Below are 20,635 nucleotides of genomic sequence, written 5' to 3'. Positions count from 1 at the left end.
TCAATTAATTAGATATAATGGCTGATGTAATTAAAATGCCCAAAATGAGCGACACCATGACCGAAGGGGTTTTGGCGAAGTGGCATAAAAAAGTGGGCGATAAAGTGAAAAGCGGCGATGTTTTGGCAGAAGTAGAAACTGACAAAGCAACAATGGACATGGAATCTTATTGGGATGGTACACTTTTATACGTTGGTGTAAAAGAAGGTGAAGCTGTTCCTGTTGATGCAGTTATGGCCGTTATTGGTAAAGAAGGTGAAGATTTTCAGGCAGCGTTAGATGCTGAAAAAGGCGGCGAAGCTCCGAAAGCTGAAAGCGCTGAAGCACCAAAGGCTGAAGAGAAAAAAGAAGAAGCTGCCCCTGCTCAAGGTGGTGGTTTAAGCGAAGAAGAATTAGCAGCAAAAGGCGTTACCGTAATTCGTATGCCTTTGCTAAGCGATACCATGACTGAAGGCGTTATTGCTGAATGGCATAAAAAAGTTGGCGACCAGGTTAAGGATGATGATGTTTTAGCGGATGTAGAAACCGATAAGGCAACTATGGAAGTGATGGGTTATGCAACTGGTACTTTATTACACATTGGTGTAGAAAAAGGTGAGGCGGCTAAAGTAAACGGCATTATCGCCATTGTTGGTCCGGAAGGAACTGATGTAAGTGGTATTTTAGCAGGCGGTTCTGCTCCAGCTGCAAAAGCTGAAAGCAAAGAAGAAGCTCCGAAAGAAGAAAAACAAGCAACAACTGCTGAAGCAAGTTCACCTGCTCCAGTGGCAGAAAGTTCTTCTGATAGTCGCGTAAAAGCATCGCCATTGGCTAAGAAAATTGCTAAAGATAAAGGAATCGATTTATCACAAGTTGCTGGTAGTGCAGAAGGTGGCCGTATCATTAAAAAAGATATCGAAAACTATAAACCTGCTGCTGCACCGGCGAAATCAGAATCAGCTCCGGCTGCTGCTGAAAAAGCTACTGCTGCTGCGCCAGTGATCCCAACTTTTGTTGGCGAGGTGAAATATACAGAACAACCTGTTTCGCAAATGCGTAAAGTAATTGCAAAACGTTTAACTGAAAGTTTATTTACAGCACCACATTTTTACTTAACCGTAAGTATTGATATGGATAACGCGATGTCTGCCCGTACGGCAATTAATGCTGTTGCTCCTGTTAAAGTTTCCTTCAACGATATCGTAATTAAAGCAGTTGCTGTTGCCTTGAAAAAACATCCAGCCGTCAATTCATCATGGGGTGGCGATAAAATCCGTTTCAACGAACATACTAACATTGGTGTTGCTATGGCTGTTGAAGATGGTTTATTAGTACCTGTAGTTCGTTTTGCTGATGGTAAATCTTTATCGCACATTTCTGCTGAAGTAAAAGATTTTGGTGGTAAAGCAAAAGCTAAGAAATTACAGCCTGCAGATTGGGAAGGATCGACTTTTACAGTTTCCAACTTAGGTATGTTTGGTATTGATGAGTTTACATCGATCATTAACTCTCCTGATGGTGCTATTTTATCTGTTGGTGCTATTCAACAAGTTCCTGTTGTTAAAAACGGTGCTGTTGTTCCAGGTAATGTAATGAAGTTGACTTTAGGTTGCGATCACCGTGTGGTTGATGGTGCAACTGGAGCACAATTCTTACAAACGCTAAAAGGTTTATTAGAAGAGCCGATTAGATTGTTAGCGTAAGTAGTTTACCGTTTATCATTTTCAGTTTTCGAACTGAGCAATATATTAGAGCCATTCCTTTACAGGAGTGGCTTTTTTTTTCACTTATCGTCATTGCGAATCTGATTTTTCTTAAGCTGTGGCAATCTCATTTTAATAAGATCAGATATTAATGATATGCAATTGACAACGTGGTCCAAAAATTAAATAATTGGCCCACGTTATCTTTATGTGGACAAAAATGGCATAAATTAGCCTACGTAACTGCTGTACCTTTCTATAATTATAGGAACGAAAATGAATTTAAAGAAAATTGGATAATGCTTTTGAAGTAATCCTAAACCCTTTCTTCTTTATTTTGTTAATTAACGAAAACCTACAATCATGGACAAAGAAAAATTAATACAAGAGGCCTATCTCGTATCACATACAATAGAAGAAAATGGAAACTTTCCTAACAATGCCAAATTACCTCTAATGATATATAAGGGCGCATTTTTGATTCATCCAGATGATACAGAAGAAGTAATTAAAAAAGTTTTTGCGCAAAATGGCTATACCAATGCCTGGGTTGATGGTATTTTCGATCATCAACATTATCATAGCAATACCCACGAGGTAATGGGTGTTTTTTGCGGTAAAGCAGAAGTGCAGTTTGGAGGCGATCATGGTGTTTGCATCGAACTGGATAAAGGCGATGTTGTCGTTATTCCGGCTGGAGTTGCACACATGAAATTGAATTCAAGTGAAGATTTTACAGTAGTTGGTGCCTACCCAAATGGGCTTGAATATAACATAAAATATGGTAAGCCTGAAGAACGACCAGAGGCAGATGAAGACATTGCAAAAGTGAAAAATCCAGATAACGATCCTGTTTATGGTAGCAAGGGTCATTTATTTGAGTGCTGGTATAACCAGAATTGCGCAAATGTTTAAAACTCTTTCTATTTAACCGTCTAAAATTCTTTAATTTTCGGGTTTTAAATACACTATCCTTAATATTAATGAATTTTAGATATTTCTGTTCAGCTTTAGCGCTCTCTGTTACCCTATTTACTGCCTGCAACACCAAAAAATCGGAAGATAAAAAAGCTGCCGATGCGAAAATCCGTGTAAAGGAAGATGATAAAGCAGATAGCCTTCTAATCGCCTACGACCCTGCCCAAGGTGATAAGTGGATCGCCGATTTTGTACAAAACCTACATAAAAAGTACGGCTTCAATGGGAATATGCTCATTGCTAAAGATGGCAAAATTCTGTACGAAAAAGCGATAGGTTGGGCCGATTACTTGCATCGCGATAGTTTAAAAATTTCTTCTGAATTCGAGCTTGCTTCCATTACCAAAACCTTCACTGGAACCGCTATTATGCAACTGGTTGAGGCCGGAAAACTTTCGTTAAATGATAACGTAAAAAAGTTCTTCCCAAATTTTCCTTATGATGGAATTACAGTAAAACTATTGCTTACACATAGAAGTGGAATGATGAATTATGTCTATTTCATTGATGACATTTGGCGTAAGGAAAAACGCAATATGAAAAAAGGGGTGAGTAACCAAGAAGTAATGAATGTTATTGCAGAACGCAAGCCAAATCGTTACGTGAAACCTGATGATCGCTTTCACTATAACAACTCCAATTTTATGGTATTAGGGGCAATTATTGAGAAAGTGACAGGTCAACGTTTCTCTCAATACATGATGGAGCATATTTTCAAACCTGCAGGGATGAAGAATACCCACGTTTACAGCACTACCGAATATGAAAAAATTCCTGTTGATGTAGTCGGGCATGATCGCAATAGCTTTAGATATTCTGTTGCCCAAAACTTTTTAGATGGACCAGTCGGAGACAAAGGAATTTACAGCACTGTTCATGATCTGGTGCTTTATGATAAGTATCTAAAAAATGGAAGATTACTTAGCAAAAAAAGTACTGACTCATCTTATGTTGGCCGAAATAAACCTGTTAACGGGCACTTTAATTATGGTTATGGTTGGCGGATGTTTGATGGGGAAAAGATGGACAAGGTAGTTTATCATACAGGCTGGTGGCACGGTTTCAGACATATCTACGTTCGCGATCTTGACAAAAATATTATTGTAATTTTTCTGGGGAATTTGACCAACGGAAGTTTAATGCATCTTGATGATTTATACAAACACTTAGGCATGCCGATCATTAGAAAAGGTGCTTATCATGGCAACGGCAGCTTGCCGGGAAGCGATGAGGATTAAATAATCCAGACCTCGCAGGTTTTAAAAACCTGCGAGGTTTTTTTATAATAGCGTTCGAAAACAATTTTAGGTAAATTTAACTTATTATTAAAAACAACAAATCATGTTCGATAAATTATTAGCAGCGCAACAAAAAGCGGAAGAAATTAAAAAGCGTTTAGATACTATTTCTGTTTTTGGAGAGGTGGAGAACGGCGCCATAAAGATTACAGCAACCGCAAACAAATCAATAATAGGCGTTTCAATCAATGAAACATTTTTGGAAAATGCAGATAAAGAAGAGTTAGAAGAATTGTTATTAACGGCAATTAACAAAGCTCTGGCTAACGCCGAAGAAGTGAGCGCGACAGAAATGCAAGCCTCAGCCAAAGATATGTTAGGTGGTTTGGGCGGAATGTTTGGTCAATAGATTAAGTTTTTTACTACTTCTAAATTTATATTCACCTTCGATAAACGTTATGACATATACTTATTACGGCCAATCTTGCTTCCTTTTAGAGGCAGATGGCAAAAAAATTCTTTTTGATCCTTTTATCAAATCAAACCCTTTAGCGAAAGATATTGACACCTCTAAAATTGAGGCTGACTATATTTTAGTTAGTCATGGGCACGGTGATCACGTTGCAGATTTAGTTGAGCTGGCCAACCAAACCGGCGCAGAGGTGATTGCAATGGTTGAAGTTGCCAAATGGATTAAAGAACAAGGAATCGAAAAGGTAACTGATATCAATTTTGGTGTTCAGAAGCTTTCTTTTGGTAAACTGCGTACAGTTTGGGCGGTGCATAGCAGTTCAAATCCCGATGGTAGTTACGGTGGCAATCCCGCTGGCTTCGTATTGGAGTTAGGCGGAAAACAAATCTATTTCGCCGGCGATACAGCACTAACTATTGAGATGAAACTCTTGGCGGACTTGTACAAGTTGGATTATGCCATTTTGCCTATTGGTGGTCATTATACCATGGATGTTGATGATGCGATCATTGCAGCAAAGTACATTAACTGCGATCAAATCATAGGCGTTCATTACAATACTTTTCCCCCAATCAGCATTGATGAGGAAGAGGCTGTATCAAAATTCAAGAGAGAAAGCAAAACCTTATTGTTGCCAAAAATTGGAGAGACAATCGCGTTGTAAAAATAGTAGGCCACAGCTTTGCAGATCTTTTATTAACTGGAAATCTGTGGCTTATTTAAATTTTGATAAAATAAAAAAGGGTTCCGATTTTACATCAGGAACCCTTTCAAATTATAAAACTAAATCTAATTCTTTTTAGCGGCAGCTTTGTTTGCTTTGTAACGCATGTCAGCTGTTCCATCTTTTTTTGTTGGACCAACTACTTTCGTTACAGCCTTTGTTTTATTTTCTTTGAAGCGCATATCTGGTGTTCCATCAGCTTTAACTTTTGCAGCGGTAGTTGTCGTTTTAGTTTCTACCTTTTTAGCTTCCGATTTTACACTTGCTTTTACAGGTGCAACAGTAGTTTTAACTTCTTTTTTAACAACTGTTTTAGCTTTTGCTGGCGTTGCTGCTGGCGTTTGTGCAAATGCTGTAGTTAAACCAAATGCTGCGATTGCGATTAAACTCAATAATTTTTTCATGTCTTTAATTTTTTGTTTTACTCGTTTATTTGTTGATATAAAATTGATTAATCGGGATGAAGTTTTAATGAAGATAGGAATAAAATTTCCTAATGTGCAGCAAGCCAATTATCTCCTTCACCAATTTCAACAACGATTGGAACCGTCAATTTTATCGCATTTGCCATTTTATCTTGAATGATTGCTTTCATCACCTCCTTTTCAGATTTCAATACATCAAACACCAACTCATCATGTACTTGCATGGTCATCATTGATTGTAGGTTTTGCGCTTTCATTTCTTTGTGAATATTGATCATCGCAATCTTAATCATATCGGCGGCAGAACCTTGAATAGGTGCGTTAATGGCATTTCGTTCTGCAAAGCCACGCACCGTTTGATTTGCAGAATTAATGTCTCGTAAATACCGCCTTCTGCCCATTATGGTTTCTACAAAACCATTTTCACGGGCGAAGTTCATCGTGTCGCTCATGTAGCGCTTAATGCCAGGATATTGAGTGAAATATTGTTCGATAATGTCAGAAGCCTCTTTCCGGGGAATACCTAAGTTCTGCGAAAGTCCGAATGCAGATTGGCCATAGATTATTCCAAAGTTTACAGCCTTGGCATTTCTACGTTGCGTACTGTCAACCTGTTCAATGCCAATTCCATATACTTTTGCGGCGGTAGCGGTGTGGATATCAATATTTCTGCTGAATGCATCAAGCATGTTCTCCTCTTTGCTAATTTCTGCAATAATTCTCAACTCAATCTGCGAATAATCTGCAGAAAGCAGAATGTGGTTTTCATCACGGGCAATAAATGCCTTCCTTACTTCGCGACCGCGTTCGGTACGAATAGGGATATTTTGTAAATTCGGATTGTTAGAACTCAACCTTCCCGTGGCGGCAACAGCCTGATTGTATGAGGTATGTACCCTTCCGGTCTTTGGGTTTACCATTAAAGGCAAGGCGTCTACATAAGTCGATTTCAATTTTTGCAACTGGCGAAAATCCAAAATATCTTTTACGATGTCGCTTTTGCTTGCTAAGGCGGTAAGCACATCTTCGCCGGTTTGGTACTGACCTGTTTTAGTTTTTTTCGCTTTAGGGTCTAATTGAAGCTTATCGAATAAAACTTCTCCCAATTGTTTCGGTGAGGCTAAATTGAATTTTATCCCTGCTTTATCATAAACATTTTGTTCAAATTTAATGATATCGGTTTCCAGCTCTTTTGAGTAGGCAATAAGGGTGTCAATATCAATCCTTACACCTTCTTTTTCAATGTCAGCAAGAACATAAACCAATGGATTTTCAATTTCCTCCGCTAATTTCGCCGCATTCAGCTCTTTTAATTTTGGTTCGAAAATATGGGCCAGCTGCAGCGTTACGTCGGCATCTTCAGCGGCATAATCCACCACATCAATTACAGGAACATCACGCATGGTTAATTGATTTTTACCTTTTGCACCGATTAATTTGGTAATGGAAATTGGCGAATAACCTAAATAGTTCTCAGAAAGTACATCCATCCCATGTCGCGTATCCGGATCAATGAGGTAATGGGCAAGCATGGTATCAAAAAGTTTTCCTTTCACTTCTACACCATACCATTTCAATACCAGAATATCATATTTAGTATTTTGCCCAATTTTTTCTATTTGCTCATTTTCGAGCACCACCCTAAACTCATCAACTACCGCCTGCGCTTCTTCTCTTATTGCTGAAACGGGAATATAATAACCAGAGCCTGGTTTCATGGAGAACGATAATCCAACCAGCTCAGCCATGTTTGCGTCGGTGCCAGTCGTTTCCGTATCAAAAGAAATCCTTTTTTCAGCCAGCAAAAGCTTAATTAAATCTGCTCTTTGTGCTGCCGTTTCTACTAAAACATAATCATGTTCGGTATTTTCAATCGTTTTGGCCGGTAGTTTCTCCGCCGATTCTTCTTCAATGGTATCGGTATATTGAATCGCTTCTCCAGATCGATTTCCAAAAAGATCAGTTTGTGTTCCTTCCTGAAACCTCGCTGTAGTTACCGAAAATTCATCTCCAAAAACCCGTCTGCCAAGTGTTCTAAACTCCAGTTCGGTAAACAGTGGTTCCAATAAATCGCGACTAGGGTCGCAAAGTTCTAGGCTGGCTTCATCTAACTCAACAGGTACATCAAGCTGGATAGTGGCTAATTTTTTTGAAATTAATCCTTGCTCCGCAAAATTCTCCACATTTTCTCGCTGCTTACCTTTGAGTTCATGTGAATGCGCAATAATATTTTCCATCGAACCATATTGTTTGATGAGCGCTCTCGCGGTTTTTTCACCAATACCAGGTATTCCTGGAATATTATCAACGGCATCTCCCCATAATCCTAAAATATCGATAACCTGCAGCACGTTTTCTATTTCCCATTTGGCTAAAATCTCTTTGACGCCCAAAATTTCCATTCCATTTCCCATACGGGCAGGTTTGTAGATGAAAATATTTTCTGATACCAGTTGTGCAAAGTCCTTATCAGGCGTCATACAATACACCTGGTAACCTTTTTGTTCTGCTTTTTTGGCCAATGTTCCGATAATATCATCGGCCTCATAACCATCGGAAGTAATTACTGGGATATTAAAGCCGGTGATTAGTTTGATTACAAAAGGCATTGCGGCTGCCAAATCTTCAGGCATAGCCTGCCGATGAGCCTTATAAGCTTCGAAAGAGGTATGTCTTTCTGTAGGCGCTTCGGTGTCGAAAACCACTGCAATATGTGTTGGTTTTTCTTTCTTTAATACATCAAGCAAAGTATTGGTAAAGCCCATAACGGCCGATGTATTTATTCCTGTTGAGGTAAAACGGGGATTTTTACTCAACGCAAAATGTGCCCGGTACATCAGCGCCATCCCATCTAAAAGAAAGAGTTTTTTATTCATATGATAAAAGTAACCAAAGTTCCCCATAACCGTAAACCGGTTTTTCAACAAAAAACAAATTCTTTTATTGAATTAACGTATTTTCAACATCATCAATGAAAAACGCTTTATGAAAACATTTCCTACACTAATTTTTTGTCTTACTATAGGCTTTGCAAAGGCTCAGCTCCCTTCCGATTCGCTAATTACTTACATCACTTTTGAAAATTCAAAAGGCTATAGCAAAGGTTATGGAACGTCGGTAGAAAGGCCTATCGCCACTGGTGCATTTACTAATCTTGCAGATAGATCTTTATTGAAATTGCGCATGGCCAAATTGGAAAGTTCGTTTAGGTGGCCAAACGGTACTGCAATTGATTTTACAAGTAGATCGAGCACCGCTGGTAAGTCTGGAATTGTAGACCGTTATGTCTTAACTAATCCTTCTACCAAAGAGCAGGTGGTGCTGTATGTTGATCCCTACCATACTGATTCCCTTTACTACATTCCTGAAGGATTGGTGTTGGTAACGAAAGAGATGTTAGCACGGGAAATTGCACCACATTTACTTAAAATTGAAACAATAACTAAAACAGCTGATGTCTTTGTAGATTCGAAGCAGTTGATAAATGAAGAAATGCAGTACCTCAATATGAAGGTAGGAATTGCTTCTTTTGTTGACCGAGAGAATTTAATTAAAGTATTTTCGGATACGCAGGCAGATAATGATTTGAAAAATTTTCTCTTTAATACTTACGTGCTTAATAAATTTTATGCCCTGGGTAAAAATTTCTCGAATGCTAAAGGTTATGCTTATGGTAAGATGAAAGATGCGTTTTTAAACTTCCGGCAAAAACACAGCGATATAAATGCTGGTAACATTAAAATTAACTTGAATTAATACATTTCAGTAATTTGTAGCGTTATTTGTGAGAAGCATAGTCACGATGAAAATTTTATTAAGCATTCTTTTATTTCTCTCTGTCAGTACAGGTTCCTTTGCTCAGGATTTCATTGTTAAAAATAATGATGAGGTGATCCGTGGTACTATAAAAGGCACCGATTATTTCTCCGTATTGATTAGTGCAAATGACGAAGCTGATGTTATACTTCCAGCGAAGGATGTAAAGAATTTTTTCTGGAATGGCGATAGCTACCTAAGTAGGGGCTTTGCTAATGGCCGTAATTTTGAATATCGTTTTGTGAAAGTGATTGAATTGGGAGCCGTTAACCTTTATGCTTTTGGAGGAGGAACGTTGATGCCACCGACAAAAGATAAAAAAGTAAGATTTAGGCCTTCAGTGGGTATTGGAACTGGAACAGGAGGCTTTGGAGGTATGGGAATGGGTGGAGGAATCAGTATTGGTGGAGGAAGAAGTGCAGCGCCAGAGCGACCAGCCGGAGCCCCTGCTGTGCGTTATTTTATTGAAAAGCCAGGCGCCGGGCCGTTACAGGAAGTACCCATGAAAGCCATTACCGATGAAGATAAAAAGGCAAGCGTGAAAACGATTTTGCTGCAAAAATTGGGAGATAATGAAAGTATGAGAGCTAAAGTGGAGAATAGTGTATCGTTTGATAGTCGCGAGGTAATTGAGTTGATTAAAGCGTACAACTCGACAAAAAAGTAGCAGCTCTTATCTGGCGCAACAGTTTGATAAATGATCATTGACCATTCCGGTGGCTTGCATAAAAGCATAACATATTGTGGTTCCAAAGAATTTGAAGCCACGCTTTTTCATGTCTTTGCTAATGGCATCAGATAACTCTGTTCTTGCTGGAACATCACTCATCCTTTCTACATTATTTTCGATTGGTTTTCCATCAGGAATAAAGCCCCACATATATTTAGAGAAACTCCCAAATTCCTTTTGAATTTCGATGAATAATTTAGCGTTCGTAATCGCACCATTTACTTTTAACTTATTTCTGATGATGCCCGGATCGTTCAATAGCCGTTCTACATCTTGATCATCAAAAGCCGCTACTTTTTCTACTTCAAAGTTTGCAAATGCCTTACTGTAACTTTCTCTTCTTTTCAGAATGGTAATCCAGCTTAAGCCGGCCTGTGCTCCCTCCAAAAGTAAAAACTCAAATAATATTTTATCATCATAAACAGGCTTTCCCCATTCTTCATCATGGTATTTTATGTAGAGCGGGTCGGAAGTTGCCCATGAGCAGCGTGTTTGCAATTCCTTAGTCTTCAGTCTAGAGTCGTGAGTCATATTACGCGAATTTAGCGCGATTGTTAATCATGAAGTTCAGCAATTTACTAATTTCTTCGCATTGCGAATCTAATGCAGTAAATGTTTCAATAGTTATATATCTGCAGGCCAATGCAACATCAAGCCAAACTTGTGTTTCACCATTCTCCATGTCAGCATCTGTTAATTTGCTAATGAAATGATTGGGATATCTTTTCTTTTTATATGCTTCTCCAACACTACTACAAACAGATCTTGATGATCTTCTGATTTGATCAACTAAACTATATTGTTCAGTTTTTGGAAAGTCATTTGTTTACAAGAAAGGATTTCCATTAACAATGAAAATCCTTTCTTGTAAACGATTAGTTCTCTAAATTTTCCCATGCTATCTTTTTATCTAATATAGCATTTCGAAAAGAGACTAAGGACTATAGACTTAAGACTTCGGACTAAGCGAAAGTTCATCCCAATACTCTACCGCTCTTCTATAATGTGGAATAACGATACTGCCACCTACTAAATTAGCGATCATAAAGATTTCATTCATTTCATCGCTGTTTACGCCTGCATCATGGCATTTCCCTAGGTGATATTTAATGCAGTCATCGCAACGCAAAACCATTGAAGCCACCAAACCTAACATTTCTTTTGTTTTGACGTCGAGGGCGCCTTCGGCATAAGAAGTGGTATCCAAAGCGAAGAAACGTTTGATGTTTGTATTGGCAGTTTCCATTATTCTATCGTTCATTTTTTCACGATAGCCGTTAAATTCTTCTACTAACTTTCCCATAATAATTATTGAATGATTAAACTTTGATGATTGATAATTGGAATTTGAAAACTGAGAATTGAAAACTGAAAACTGAAATTGGCTACTCCTCCAAATCCATCGGATTCCAAAATACCTTTTTAAAGTTCACTACCTTATCATTTTTTACTTCCACACCTTCTTTCAACAACAATTCCTCCATCAGTTCTGGTGGATCGAAATGAAATTTCCCCGTAAGCAAACCGTTACTGTTTACCACCCGGTGTGCGGGTACTTTCGGGTGTGCTGTACCAGCGTAACTCATGGCATGACCAACCATTCGCGATGATTTTGCTGCTCCTAAACTCTTCGCGATAGCGCCATAAGAAGTCACTCTCCCTTTCGGAATTAAGCGGGCAATCTCATACACCATTTCGTAAAAGTTGGTATCCATTATTCAAATGAAAACTGAATGTAATTAATATTTTTATCGTGAAGCAAATACTTCTTTTCGTAATAAGTTTTAATAGATAACACGTTATCTGCTAAATCAGATGTGTACAAATGATCAGTATTTTTATGTACAACCAAGTTTAGTTCCTCCACTTTTTCACAAGTGTAGGCATAAAGCTGGTCGTTATCCGTTTTTAGATTTACTTTACCCCCTGGCTTTAAAACTGTTTTGTAGCGATTTAAAAACACAGGGAAAGTTAAGCGTTTTTTCTCTCTGCTGTCTTGTGGTTGAGGGTCGGGAAAAGTAATCCAGATTTCGTCGATTTCTCCCTCAGCAAAATAATCCAACAAATTCTCGATTTGAATTCTTAAAAACGCAACATTGTCAATTCCTTCTTCAATGGCGGTTTTTGCGCCACGCCAGATGCGGTTGCCTTTATAATCTACACCGATAAAATTTTTTTCAGGAAATAATGTTGCCAAATTTACCGTGTATTCGCCTTTGCCACAAGCCAGCTCCAGTACGACGGGATTATCATTTTTGAAATGTTCAGCAGCCCATTGGCCTTTAAGCGCTTTCCCTTCCTCTAATTGATATACGTTTGCAAAAGTTTCTATCTCAGCAAAACGTCTAAGTTTATCTTTACCCAAAAGTTTTTTTTTGGCAAATTTACAATTAAAACATTATCCAGAGTTGTTTTTCCTGCCATAATGATTCCTTTTCAGTTTATCAATTGTATTTTTGCAGATTATTTAAAAGCAACACATTGGAAAAGAGCGCTAAAATATACATTGCTGGCCACCGCGGTATGGTTGGTTCGGCAATTCTCCGTAAGCTGGAAGCAGAAGGTTTCGATAATTTAATCACCAGAACTTCTGCTGAATTAGATTTAAGAAATCAACATGCCGTAACCGAGTTTTTTGAGGCGGAAAAACCAGATTATGTATTTCTTGCTGCGGCCAAAGTAGGCGGTATTGTAGCCAACAATACTTACCGGGCAGACTTCCTGTATGAAAATTTAGCCATCCAAAATAATGTGATTCATAATGCTTTTTTATGTGGTGTTAAGAAATTGATGTTTCTAGGCTCAAGCTGTATTTATCCAAAATTGGCACCACAGCCATTAAAAGAAGATTACCTATTAACCGGCACATTGGAGCACACCAATGAACCATATGCCATTGCTAAAATTGCAGGGATTAAAATGTGCGATGCGTATCGTGATCAATATGGCTGTAATTTTATCTCGGTAATGCCAACCAATCTCTACGGTTATAACGACAATTACCACCCTGAAAATTCACATGTTTTGCCTGCGCTAATTAGGAAAATCCACGAGGCAAAAATAAATGATCATAAAAGCGTTACGGTTTGGGGTTCGGGTACCCCGATGAGAGAGTTTTTATTTGCTGATGATTTAGCTGACGCCTGTTTCTATCTGATGCAAAATTATAGTGAGCCTAACCTGATCAACATTGGTACTGGCCATGATCTTACCATAAAAGACTTAGCGTTGCTGATAAAAGGGGTTTTACAGTTTGAAGGTGAGCTTGTATTTGATTCCTCAAAACCTGATGGTACCCCGCGTAAATTAATGGATGTAACTAAATTGCATAATTTAGGATGGAAGCATAAAATAGAATTAAGAGAGGGGATTGAATTGGCCTACCAGGATTTTCAAAGCAGGTATTAAATCAAGCTATATTTTTTGATAGTTAAAATTGATATATTTGAGCAAATTAATAAATTTTAACTATAATGACTTTAGTTCAGCTTGAATACATCGTTGCCGTAGATACTTACAGGAGTTTTGTTATTGCTGCAGAGAAATGTTTTGTAACGCAACCAACATTAAGCATGCAAGTGCAAAAGTTGGAGGAATTGCTAAGCGTTAAAATCTTTGATAGAAGCAAACAGCCAGTATCTCCAACTGAAATCGGTGCGCAAATAATTGCACAAGCCAGGATCATTTTACAGGAAAGTGGAAAGGTAAAAGAGCTCATCAATAGCCAGCAACAAGATGTACTTGGCGAATTGCGCATTGGAGTTATACCTACCGTGGCCCCATATCTACTGCCTCAGGTGATTTCAGCAATGCTGGAAAAATACCCTGAACTAAAACTCCTCATTTGGGAATATACTACCGAAGATATTATTCATCATTTAAAAACAGGTGTACTGGATTGTGGTATTTTGGCCACGCCTTTAACAGATGCTAACATTATCGAATCGCCATTGTATTACGAAAGCTTTGTAAGTTACATTAGCAAGAACAGTAAGCTTTACAAAAAGAAAGCTGTAGATGCTGAAGACCTTAACGATGAAAACATATGGTTATTAAATGAAGGACATTGTATGAGAAACCAGGTGCTGAACATTTGCCGATCAACAAAAAACAACAGATTACAGGGTTTGGAATATAATACCGGCAGTGTAGAAACCTTGGTGAGGATGGTAGATTTGAACGGTGGTGCAACATTGCTGCCCGAATTGGCCATTGCAGAATTAAATGCCAAACAAACCAATAAAATCCGTCATTTTAAATCTCCAGAACCGGTAAGGGAAATTAGTTTGGTTACACACAAAAACTTCATTAAGATGAGAATGTTGAATGCCTTGAAAGAAGAGATTTTAGCCATTATCCCAAAAACAATGAAGCAAAAAAAGAAAAAAGACATTGTAGGAATTTAAGCATAGCTTGTTTTTTGATTTAGAATATCCATCTTCTTTCTATAAATAGCCGTTAGCGGCTGACTCAAGAGAAGAGTTACATAATGCTCACTTCCAAATTTTTGATTCAAAACCATTAATCATCTGCATAGCCTGCTCTACAACCTATTGTATTAAATTAATTACTTGGTTTGGTTTTTGTTTTATTCGCTTATTACTTATTAATTTAGCCGTCACAACAAAACAACGTGAAAAAGAATATATTCCTAATTGTAATATTATGCATAGCTGCATATTCAGCTCATGCGCAAAAGCCTACTTATCTAGAGATGTTAGCCAATCAGCCCAAATGGGTTGATTCTGTTTTTAAAAAACTTAATCGTAGAGAAAAAATTGCCCAAATGTTTTTCGTTCGGGCGCACACCAATCTAGGTCAGAAATATACCGATTCGGTAGGTTTGGTAGTTAAAAAAGAGCAGTTGGGAGGGGTGATATTTTTCCAGGGCGGACCAGTAAGGCAAGCCCGTGCTACAAATGCCTACCAAAAAGTAAGTCGTCTACCTTTAATCGTGGCAAATGATGGCGAGTGGGGTTTGGGTATGCGTTTGGATAGTACCATTTCGTTCCCCTACCAAATGACGCTTGGAGCTATCCAGAACACGGATTTGATTTATAGAATGGGCCAGGAAGTGGCCAAAGATTTTAAGCGAATGGGTATGCAGATGAATCTTGCACCTGATGCCGATATCAATAATAACCCAAAAAATCCAGTAATCAATTATCGCTCGTTCGGTGAGAATAAATACAATGTAGCAACCAAAACCGGCGCTTACATGAAAGGGATGCAAGATGGCGGCTTGCTAACCACATTAAAACATTTCCCTGGCCATGGCGATACGGATGTGGATTCGCATTACGATCTTCCTCAACTTACCTTTACAGCGGCCCGATTGGATAGTTTGGAGATGTATCCTTTCAGAGAACTAATTAAGCAAGGTGCTTCAGGTGTGATGATTGCTCACATGAATATTCCGTCTTTAGATAACACCCCAAATCTACCATCAACACTGTCAAAACCAATCGTTACGGGGATTTTGAAGCAACGTTTAGGATTTAAAGGCTTAATTATTTCTGATGCCATGGATATGAAAGGCGTGGTAAAATATTTCAAAAATGGTGAGTCGGATTTGTTGGGCATTATTGCAGGAAATGACATTTTAGAGCTTTCGGAAAACAGCGATAGAGCCATAACTTTAGTACGAAAAGCGGTAAGGCAAGGCCGAATCGATATGAAAGCTATTGATGAAAGTGTGAGGAAAATATTAACTGCCAAATATTGGGCAGGTTTGGGCAGGAGAGATACCGTAGTTACCCAAGGAATTGTTGCTGGTGTAAATAGAGGTACAAGCACTGCCCTGGTGCAGGAATTGGCCAATGCCTCGGTTACCTTACTTAAAGGAAAAGACTACATTAAAAATATGGTGCCAATTAGAAGGACAGCCATTATCAGTATTGGTGTTCCATCGGTTACCAGATTCCAAAAAGAGATCTCAAAAGGATTTTACAACTCTGTTTATTACGTTTTGGATAAGGATGCAACGTCAACTCAAATATCTAATGTAGCTAGAGAAATTGGCGCCTTTGATCAGGTAATTGTAGGGATTCACGATAGTAGAGCCAGACCAGGAAATAATATTCCATTAAACGCAGGCGTAAAAAATTTTATTAAGGAACTTTCAACAAAGAATACTGTATTTTCTCTTTTTGCAAATCCATATAATTTATCGGCTCTACCAGGCCTGGAAAACAGTAAAGGTTTAATAGTGGCTTACCAAAAAGAAGACTATATGCAAGTTTCGGCAGCTGCGGTAATTAATAACCGTTTGGTGCCAAAAGGGAAGTTGCCAGTAAGCATTTTGCCTAATTATAAGTTTGGTGATGGATTGTAGGTTGATATAAATGCGGATTGAAAAAATTGCTATTTCCTAATCGAGCTTAAGTTTTGTAAATAGGGTTAGTTATCAGATGATTATCTGCATCACGCCGATATTCATCTGTTAACTAATATCTGCTAAATTTATTCAGCATTTTCTTTCATTGATTTTCCTGTCAGCAAGTATAATTTTTATCTTTGTTTTGAGAAAATTTGCAATCAAATGTCAGAAAATTACATCGCCGAACAAACCTTTAATAAACAGGATTTTACTTTACGTTCATTATCAAAAGCAGAATACGAAAACTGTAAATTCAATGGTTGTAATTTTTCCAGCTCCGATTTAAGTGGTGTAAAATTTCTCGATTGCGAATTTATTTCTTGTAACCTAAGCTTAGCTGATTTAACCAAAACAACATTTAATGAAGTAAGCTTTAACGATTGTAAAATGCTCGGTTTGCGCTTCGAAAGTTGCAATGATTTTGGTTTAGCTTTCTATTTTAATAATTGTAAAATCGATCATTCTTCCTTTTATAAACTCAAAATAAAAAAGACCGAATTTAGAAATTCACAACTCCACGAAGTTGATTTTTCTGAATGCGATTTGTCTAATTCCATCTTCGATAATTGCGATTTATTGAGCGCAACGTTTGATAAAACGATTCTAGAAAAAGCCGATTTTAAAACGGCTTATAGTTATTCTATCAATCCGGATAATAATCGGATAAAAAAAGCTAAATTTTCCCAATCCGGGTTAGCTGGCCTTCTTACTAAATATGATATTTTAATCAGCCAATAGATAAAGATAAAAGCTTCCAAAAATTAAGGAATAATTCTTCGCTAAAATGTTACACTTCTTTTGATGTAACCTGAAAATATTGTAAGTTTAAAGTTTTTTAAGCGAGGTAGCTTAGAAAAATTTTATCCCAATCAATGTTACGCGTCGATAGTTCTAAACCTTGTAAAGTGGTGTACTCTTTGTGCAAACATGAGTATTTAGGCTATTTAATTGAGCCTCATATTGTTCAATTAAATCCACAAGGTGATTTTTCATTTACCTATCAACGAATTTTTACCCATACCGCAGAAGAATTTGCAGCTTGCTTAACTGAAATCGACTATAAGCTAATTAAGATTTTGGATGATATAGAGCAAGATTCTGTAATCAAAAAATACTATAAAAAGTTAATCAGACCTACCGAGTTTTTTACCAAAATCTTCGATGTTAAATTCTATGATAGTGTTCGCCCTAAAATAGAAAAAAAACTTGCCGAAGCACTCGAGATATTGAAGGTTAAAAATGAACTTTACGTCATGGATAAAGACGGGTGGCCAGTTGAGCGCAAAATCGAATTGGCTGCCGAACCTGCTTCAATCCTTTTCCACTTCCGTAGAAATGAAACCGAAACTAGGTATTTCCCTACCATTAAATATCAAAACCTGCGCATCGAATTCATGTTTAAGGAGGCGCAGATTATTAGTAACAAACCTGCCTGGTTATTATTAAATGATGTACTTTACTTTTTTGATCAGGATATAGAAGGAAAAAAACTGCAGCCATTTCTGGCGAAACGATACATTGCTATTCCGAAAGCTACCGAGGCAACATACTTTGAAAAGTTTGTTGCTCCACTTATTGAAAAGCACCATGTTTACGCCGAGGGTTTTGAGATCAGAACAGAACAGTTTGAGGCAATCCCAATTATAAAGGTTTTATATGTTGATGGTGGCTTATCGCAAATTCAGTTATATTTTAAGTATGGCGAATATACCTTCCCTGTCGAAAACGCACACAAAGTAACCGTTCGTTTAGAGAAAACTGATGACAATTATATTTTCCATCGTATAAAACGTTCGGCAGATTGGGAGAAAAAACAATATAACTTACTTTTGTCCCTGGGGTTAAAAAAAACAAGTTCGCTTTTTAGTAATTTAGAGGTTGCTGTAGAAGAAGAAAGCCCGAGTTATGCAGCAATTAACTGGGTGAATGAGCACATAGAAATTTTGCTTGCCGCAGGTTTTGAAATTGAACAAGCCACAGGGCAAAAGCGTTTTGTTTTCGGAGCCAATAAAATTGATTTAGAGGTAAAGGAAGGCAACGATTGGTTCGATATCAATGCGGTAGTTTGGTTCGGTAAATACCAGATTCCTTTCCTTTCATTAAAACAGCATATTTTACACAAACGAAGGGAATTTTTGCTTCCCGATGGAGAAGTAGCCATCATCCCTGAAAAATGGTTCACCCAATATGGAAGTCTGTTTAGCCTTGCGGAAACTACCGGTGGAATAAAGTTAAAAAAGCATCATATCGGTTTAATAAATGATTTGGCTGAAGACAGTTTGGCGAATGTAACCTTAGAACGCAAGCTGCAACGATTGGTAGATTTTGAGGATATCGCCGATACACAGATGCCAGTTAATTTTAAGGGCAGTTTACGCGACTATCAAAAAGCTGGTTACAATTGGTTTAGCTTTTTGAGGGAATATAACTTTGGCGGTTGTTTGGCCGATGATATGGGTTTGGGTAAAACTATCCAAACGCTGGCTATGTTGCAAAAAGTAAAAGAGGATGATCAAGCTGGTGGATTACAATCTACTTCCTTAATTATTATGCCTACTTCGTTAATTTATAACTGGCTTACCGAGGCAAAGAAATTTACCCCAAAGCTGAAAATCTATGCCCATACGGGTGGTAATCGAAATAAAGATGTAGCGAAGTTTGCCAGCTACGATATTATTATTACCACTTACGGTGTGACCAGGGTAGACATAGAAGAGCTAAAAAACTTTTACTTCAATTATGTTATTTTGGATGAAAGCCAAAATATCAAAAACCCATCTTCTAAATCATTCAAATCCGTTCGGAGTTTGAAATCTAAACACCGACTTATTCTAAGTGGTACGCCAGTAGAAAATTCAGTAGGTGATTTGTGGTCGCAGCTTACCTTTTTAAACCCTGGATTACTGGGTACGCAAGCTTTTTTTTATGATGAATATGTACAGGCGATCGAAAAAAAGAAGGATGAAGAAAAAGCACGAAAACTCCAGTCTTTAATAAAACCTTTTGTACTTCGCCGAACCAAGGAACAGGTGGCCGCAGAATTACCTCCAAAAACCGAGCAGGTCATTTATTGCGATATGAGCGAAGATCAAGCCGCTTATTACGAAAAAATCAAATCTGCTTATCGCAACGATTTATTGGAAAGTATGGATAACGGCACTTTTGCGCAAAAACAGGTTCAACTTTTGCAGGGCTTAACCGCACTGCGACAATTAGCTAACCATCCGGTTATGATCGATGGAACCTACGATTCTGATTCAGGTAAGTTTGAGAATGTAATCCATACACTTGATAATGTATTAAAGGGTGGACATAAGGTGTTGGTGTTTTCTCAATTTGTAAAACATCTGGATATCTTTAAAAAACACTTCGATGCAGAACACATTCCTTTTGCGTATTTAGATGGAGCAACCAGAAATAGAGGCGAAACTGTTTCGGAATTTCAACAGAATGAAAATTTAAAAGTGTTTTTGATTTCTATCAAAGCTGGTGGTGTAGGTTTAAATCTTACTCAGGCAGATTATGTTTTCATCTTGGATCCATGGTGGAACCCTGCGGTAGAACAGCAGGCCATTGATAGAACACACCGGATTGGTCAAGATAAAAAGGTTTTTATCTACAAATTTATTGCGAAAGATACTGTTGAGGAAAAGATTCTTGCGCTGCAAAATCGCAAAAGGTCTTTGGCCAATTCATTAATTACCACCGAAGAGAGTTTCTTTAAATCGCTTAGTAAAGATGATATTAAAGATTTATTAAGGTAATACTAAAACTCTATCAAAATGAATTTGTTATATCCTAGAATTTAAAATCTACGATCATGACAAATGAAAATTTAAATACAGCCTTGAATAATGTTAAAGAGGCTTGGAAGTACCCTGAATTATTTCAAAACACCTCACGTTCTGAGCGCATATTATCTGGAGTGGTGGGTTCCTACCTTTTGTTTAAAGGTTTAACCAGCATTTTTTCTCATCCGGTAATTGGGGCTACAGGCGCAGTAGTTGGTGCCGGATTGTTATACCGCGGCATTACAGGTTATTGCCCGGCCCGCGATTTGGCAGAACAGCAGCAAGATTTAGATTTAGAATCGGATGATATTGTGATTAAAGAAACTATCATTTCTACAGAGTTGTAGTAATAAATTCAATACGAAACTTTCATTTCTTAATAAACTGGTTAACTTTAAAT

Annotated in this window: 20 protein-coding genes; 13 read left to right on the top strand and 7 right to left on the bottom strand. The window is 37.8% G+C overall.

What is annotated here, in order from left to right; translation table 11 throughout:
• Positions 1 to 17 precede the first annotated feature (17 nt).
• The 5 genes from AC3ITD_RS16635 (at position 18) to AC3ITD_RS16615 (ending at position 5,034) form a co-directional block, all read left to right on the top strand.
• On the top strand, positions 18 to 1,682 hold the full coding sequence (locus tag AC3ITD_RS16635) for a dihydrolipoyl dehydrogenase family protein (RefSeq protein ID WP_489361393.1): 1,665 nt from the start codon (positions 18 to 20) through the stop codon (positions 1,680 to 1,682).
• Positions 1,683 to 2,045: 363 nt separating this feature from the next.
• Positions 2,046 to 2,597: a cupin domain-containing protein gene (locus AC3ITD_RS16630; RefSeq protein WP_489361391.1), complete on the top strand. Its 552-nt coding sequence runs from the start codon at positions 2,046 to 2,048 to the stop codon at positions 2,595 to 2,597.
• A gap of 68 nt (positions 2,598 to 2,665) precedes the next feature.
• The gene (locus AC3ITD_RS16625; RefSeq protein WP_489361389.1) at positions 2,666 to 3,898 is read left to right on the top strand and encodes a serine hydrolase domain-containing protein; all 1,233 of its coding nucleotides are present in this window, start codon (positions 2,666 to 2,668) and stop codon (positions 3,896 to 3,898) included.
• 103 nt (positions 3,899 to 4,001) lie between these two features.
• On the top strand, positions 4,002 to 4,307 hold the full coding sequence (locus tag AC3ITD_RS16620) for a YbaB/EbfC family nucleoid-associated protein (RefSeq protein ID WP_489361387.1): 306 nt from the start codon (positions 4,002 to 4,004) through the stop codon (positions 4,305 to 4,307).
• A gap of 49 nt (positions 4,308 to 4,356) precedes the next feature.
• Entirely contained in the window at positions 4,357 to 5,034 is a 678-nt protein-coding gene (locus tag AC3ITD_RS16615) for a metal-dependent hydrolase (protein WP_489361385.1), read from the top strand.
• Between the two features lie 125 nt (positions 5,035 to 5,159).
• On the opposite strand, the gene AC3ITD_RS16610 is transcribed toward AC3ITD_RS16615, so the two are convergent.
• Positions 5,160 to 5,498 carry a hypothetical protein gene (locus AC3ITD_RS16610; protein ID WP_489361383.1) on the bottom strand — a complete coding sequence of 113 codons (339 nt, stop codon included), beginning with the start codon at positions 5,496 to 5,498 and terminating at the stop codon, positions 5,160 to 5,162.
• 89 nt (positions 5,499 to 5,587) lie between these two features.
• On the bottom strand, positions 5,588 to 8,395 hold the full coding sequence (gene polA / locus AC3ITD_RS16605; RefSeq protein ID WP_489361381.1) for a DNA polymerase I: 2,808 nt from the start codon (positions 8,393 to 8,395) through the stop codon (positions 5,588 to 5,590).
• Between the two features lie 109 nt (positions 8,396 to 8,504).
• Here polA and AC3ITD_RS16600 point away from each other — a divergent pair, with 109 nt between their 5' ends.
• Both AC3ITD_RS16600 and AC3ITD_RS16595 read left to right on the top strand, forming a co-directional pair.
• A complete protein-coding gene (locus AC3ITD_RS16600; RefSeq protein ID WP_489361379.1) occupies positions 8,505 to 9,275 on the top strand; it encodes a hypothetical protein in 771 nt (256 codons plus the stop codon).
• Between the two features lie 46 nt (positions 9,276 to 9,321).
• On the top strand, positions 9,322 to 10,002 hold the full coding sequence (locus AC3ITD_RS16595; RefSeq protein WP_489361378.1) for a hypothetical protein: 681 nt from the start codon (positions 9,322 to 9,324) through the stop codon (positions 10,000 to 10,002).
• Between the two features lie 6 nt (positions 10,003 to 10,008).
• Here AC3ITD_RS16595 and AC3ITD_RS16590 read toward each other — a convergent pair whose 3' ends face one another.
• From AC3ITD_RS16590 to trmB, 5 genes are all read right to left on the bottom strand, one after another.
• Positions 10,009 to 10,596: a DNA-3-methyladenine glycosylase I gene (locus tag AC3ITD_RS16590; RefSeq protein ID WP_489361376.1), complete on the bottom strand. Its 588-nt coding sequence runs from the start codon at positions 10,594 to 10,596 to the stop codon at positions 10,009 to 10,011.
• A 1-nt stretch (position 10,597) separates the two neighbouring features.
• Positions 10,598 to 10,846: a four helix bundle protein gene (locus AC3ITD_RS16585; protein WP_489366696.1), complete on the bottom strand. Its 249-nt coding sequence runs from the start codon at positions 10,844 to 10,846 to the stop codon at positions 10,598 to 10,600.
• Positions 10,847 to 11,014: 168 nt separating this feature from the next.
• Complete coding sequence (locus AC3ITD_RS16580) at positions 11,015 to 11,368, bottom strand: carboxymuconolactone decarboxylase family protein (protein WP_489361374.1); 354 nt, start codon at positions 11,366 to 11,368, stop codon at positions 11,015 to 11,017.
• Between the two features lie 82 nt (positions 11,369 to 11,450).
• Positions 11,451 to 11,780, bottom strand: a complete 330-nt coding sequence (locus AC3ITD_RS16575; RefSeq protein WP_265798578.1) for an MGMT family protein — start codon at positions 11,778 to 11,780, stop codon at positions 11,451 to 11,453.
• On the bottom strand, positions 11,780 to 12,430 hold the full coding sequence (gene trmB / locus AC3ITD_RS16570; protein WP_265798577.1) for a tRNA (guanosine(46)-N7)-methyltransferase TrmB: 651 nt from the start codon (positions 12,428 to 12,430) through the stop codon (positions 11,780 to 11,782). Before trmB ends, AC3ITD_RS16575 begins: the two co-directional genes overlap by 1 nt.
• 116 nt (positions 12,431 to 12,546) lie before the next feature.
• On the opposite strand from trmB, the gene fcl reads away from it, so the two are divergent.
• The 6 genes from fcl (at position 12,547) to AC3ITD_RS16540 (ending at position 20,582) form a co-directional block, all read left to right on the top strand.
• A complete protein-coding gene (gene fcl, locus AC3ITD_RS16565) occupies positions 12,547 to 13,473 on the top strand; it encodes a GDP-L-fucose synthase (RefSeq protein WP_265798576.1) in 927 nt (308 codons plus the stop codon).
• Between the two features lie 65 nt (positions 13,474 to 13,538).
• The gene (locus tag AC3ITD_RS16560; RefSeq protein WP_265798575.1) at positions 13,539 to 14,471 is read left to right on the top strand and encodes a hydrogen peroxide-inducible genes activator; all 933 of its coding nucleotides are present in this window, start codon (positions 13,539 to 13,541) and stop codon (positions 14,469 to 14,471) included.
• Between the two features lie 227 nt (positions 14,472 to 14,698).
• The gene (locus AC3ITD_RS16555; RefSeq protein WP_489361370.1) at positions 14,699 to 16,399 is read left to right on the top strand and encodes a glycoside hydrolase family 3 protein; all 1,701 of its coding nucleotides are present in this window, start codon (positions 14,699 to 14,701) and stop codon (positions 16,397 to 16,399) included.
• Positions 16,400 to 16,606: 207 nt separating this feature from the next.
• Positions 16,607 to 17,182 (top strand): pentapeptide repeat-containing protein, encoded by a 576-nt coding sequence (locus tag AC3ITD_RS16550; RefSeq protein WP_265798573.1) that lies wholly within the window; start codon positions 16,607 to 16,609, stop codon positions 17,180 to 17,182.
• A gap of 134 nt (positions 17,183 to 17,316) precedes the next feature.
• On the top strand, positions 17,317 to 20,208 hold the full coding sequence (locus AC3ITD_RS16545; RefSeq protein WP_489361367.1) for a DEAD/DEAH box helicase: 2,892 nt from the start codon (positions 17,317 to 17,319) through the stop codon (positions 20,206 to 20,208).
• A 56-nt stretch (positions 20,209 to 20,264) separates the two neighbouring features.
• Positions 20,265 to 20,582, top strand: a complete 318-nt coding sequence (locus AC3ITD_RS16540) for a YgaP family membrane protein (protein WP_489361365.1) — start codon at positions 20,265 to 20,267, stop codon at positions 20,580 to 20,582.
• The last annotated feature ends 53 nt before the right edge of the window (positions 20,583 to 20,635 follow it).

This window comes from Pedobacter sp. KH_004, from assembly GCF_057840755.1.
Note: the sequence above shows the minus strand (reverse complement) of the source record. Positions and strands in the feature narration are given on the sequence as shown.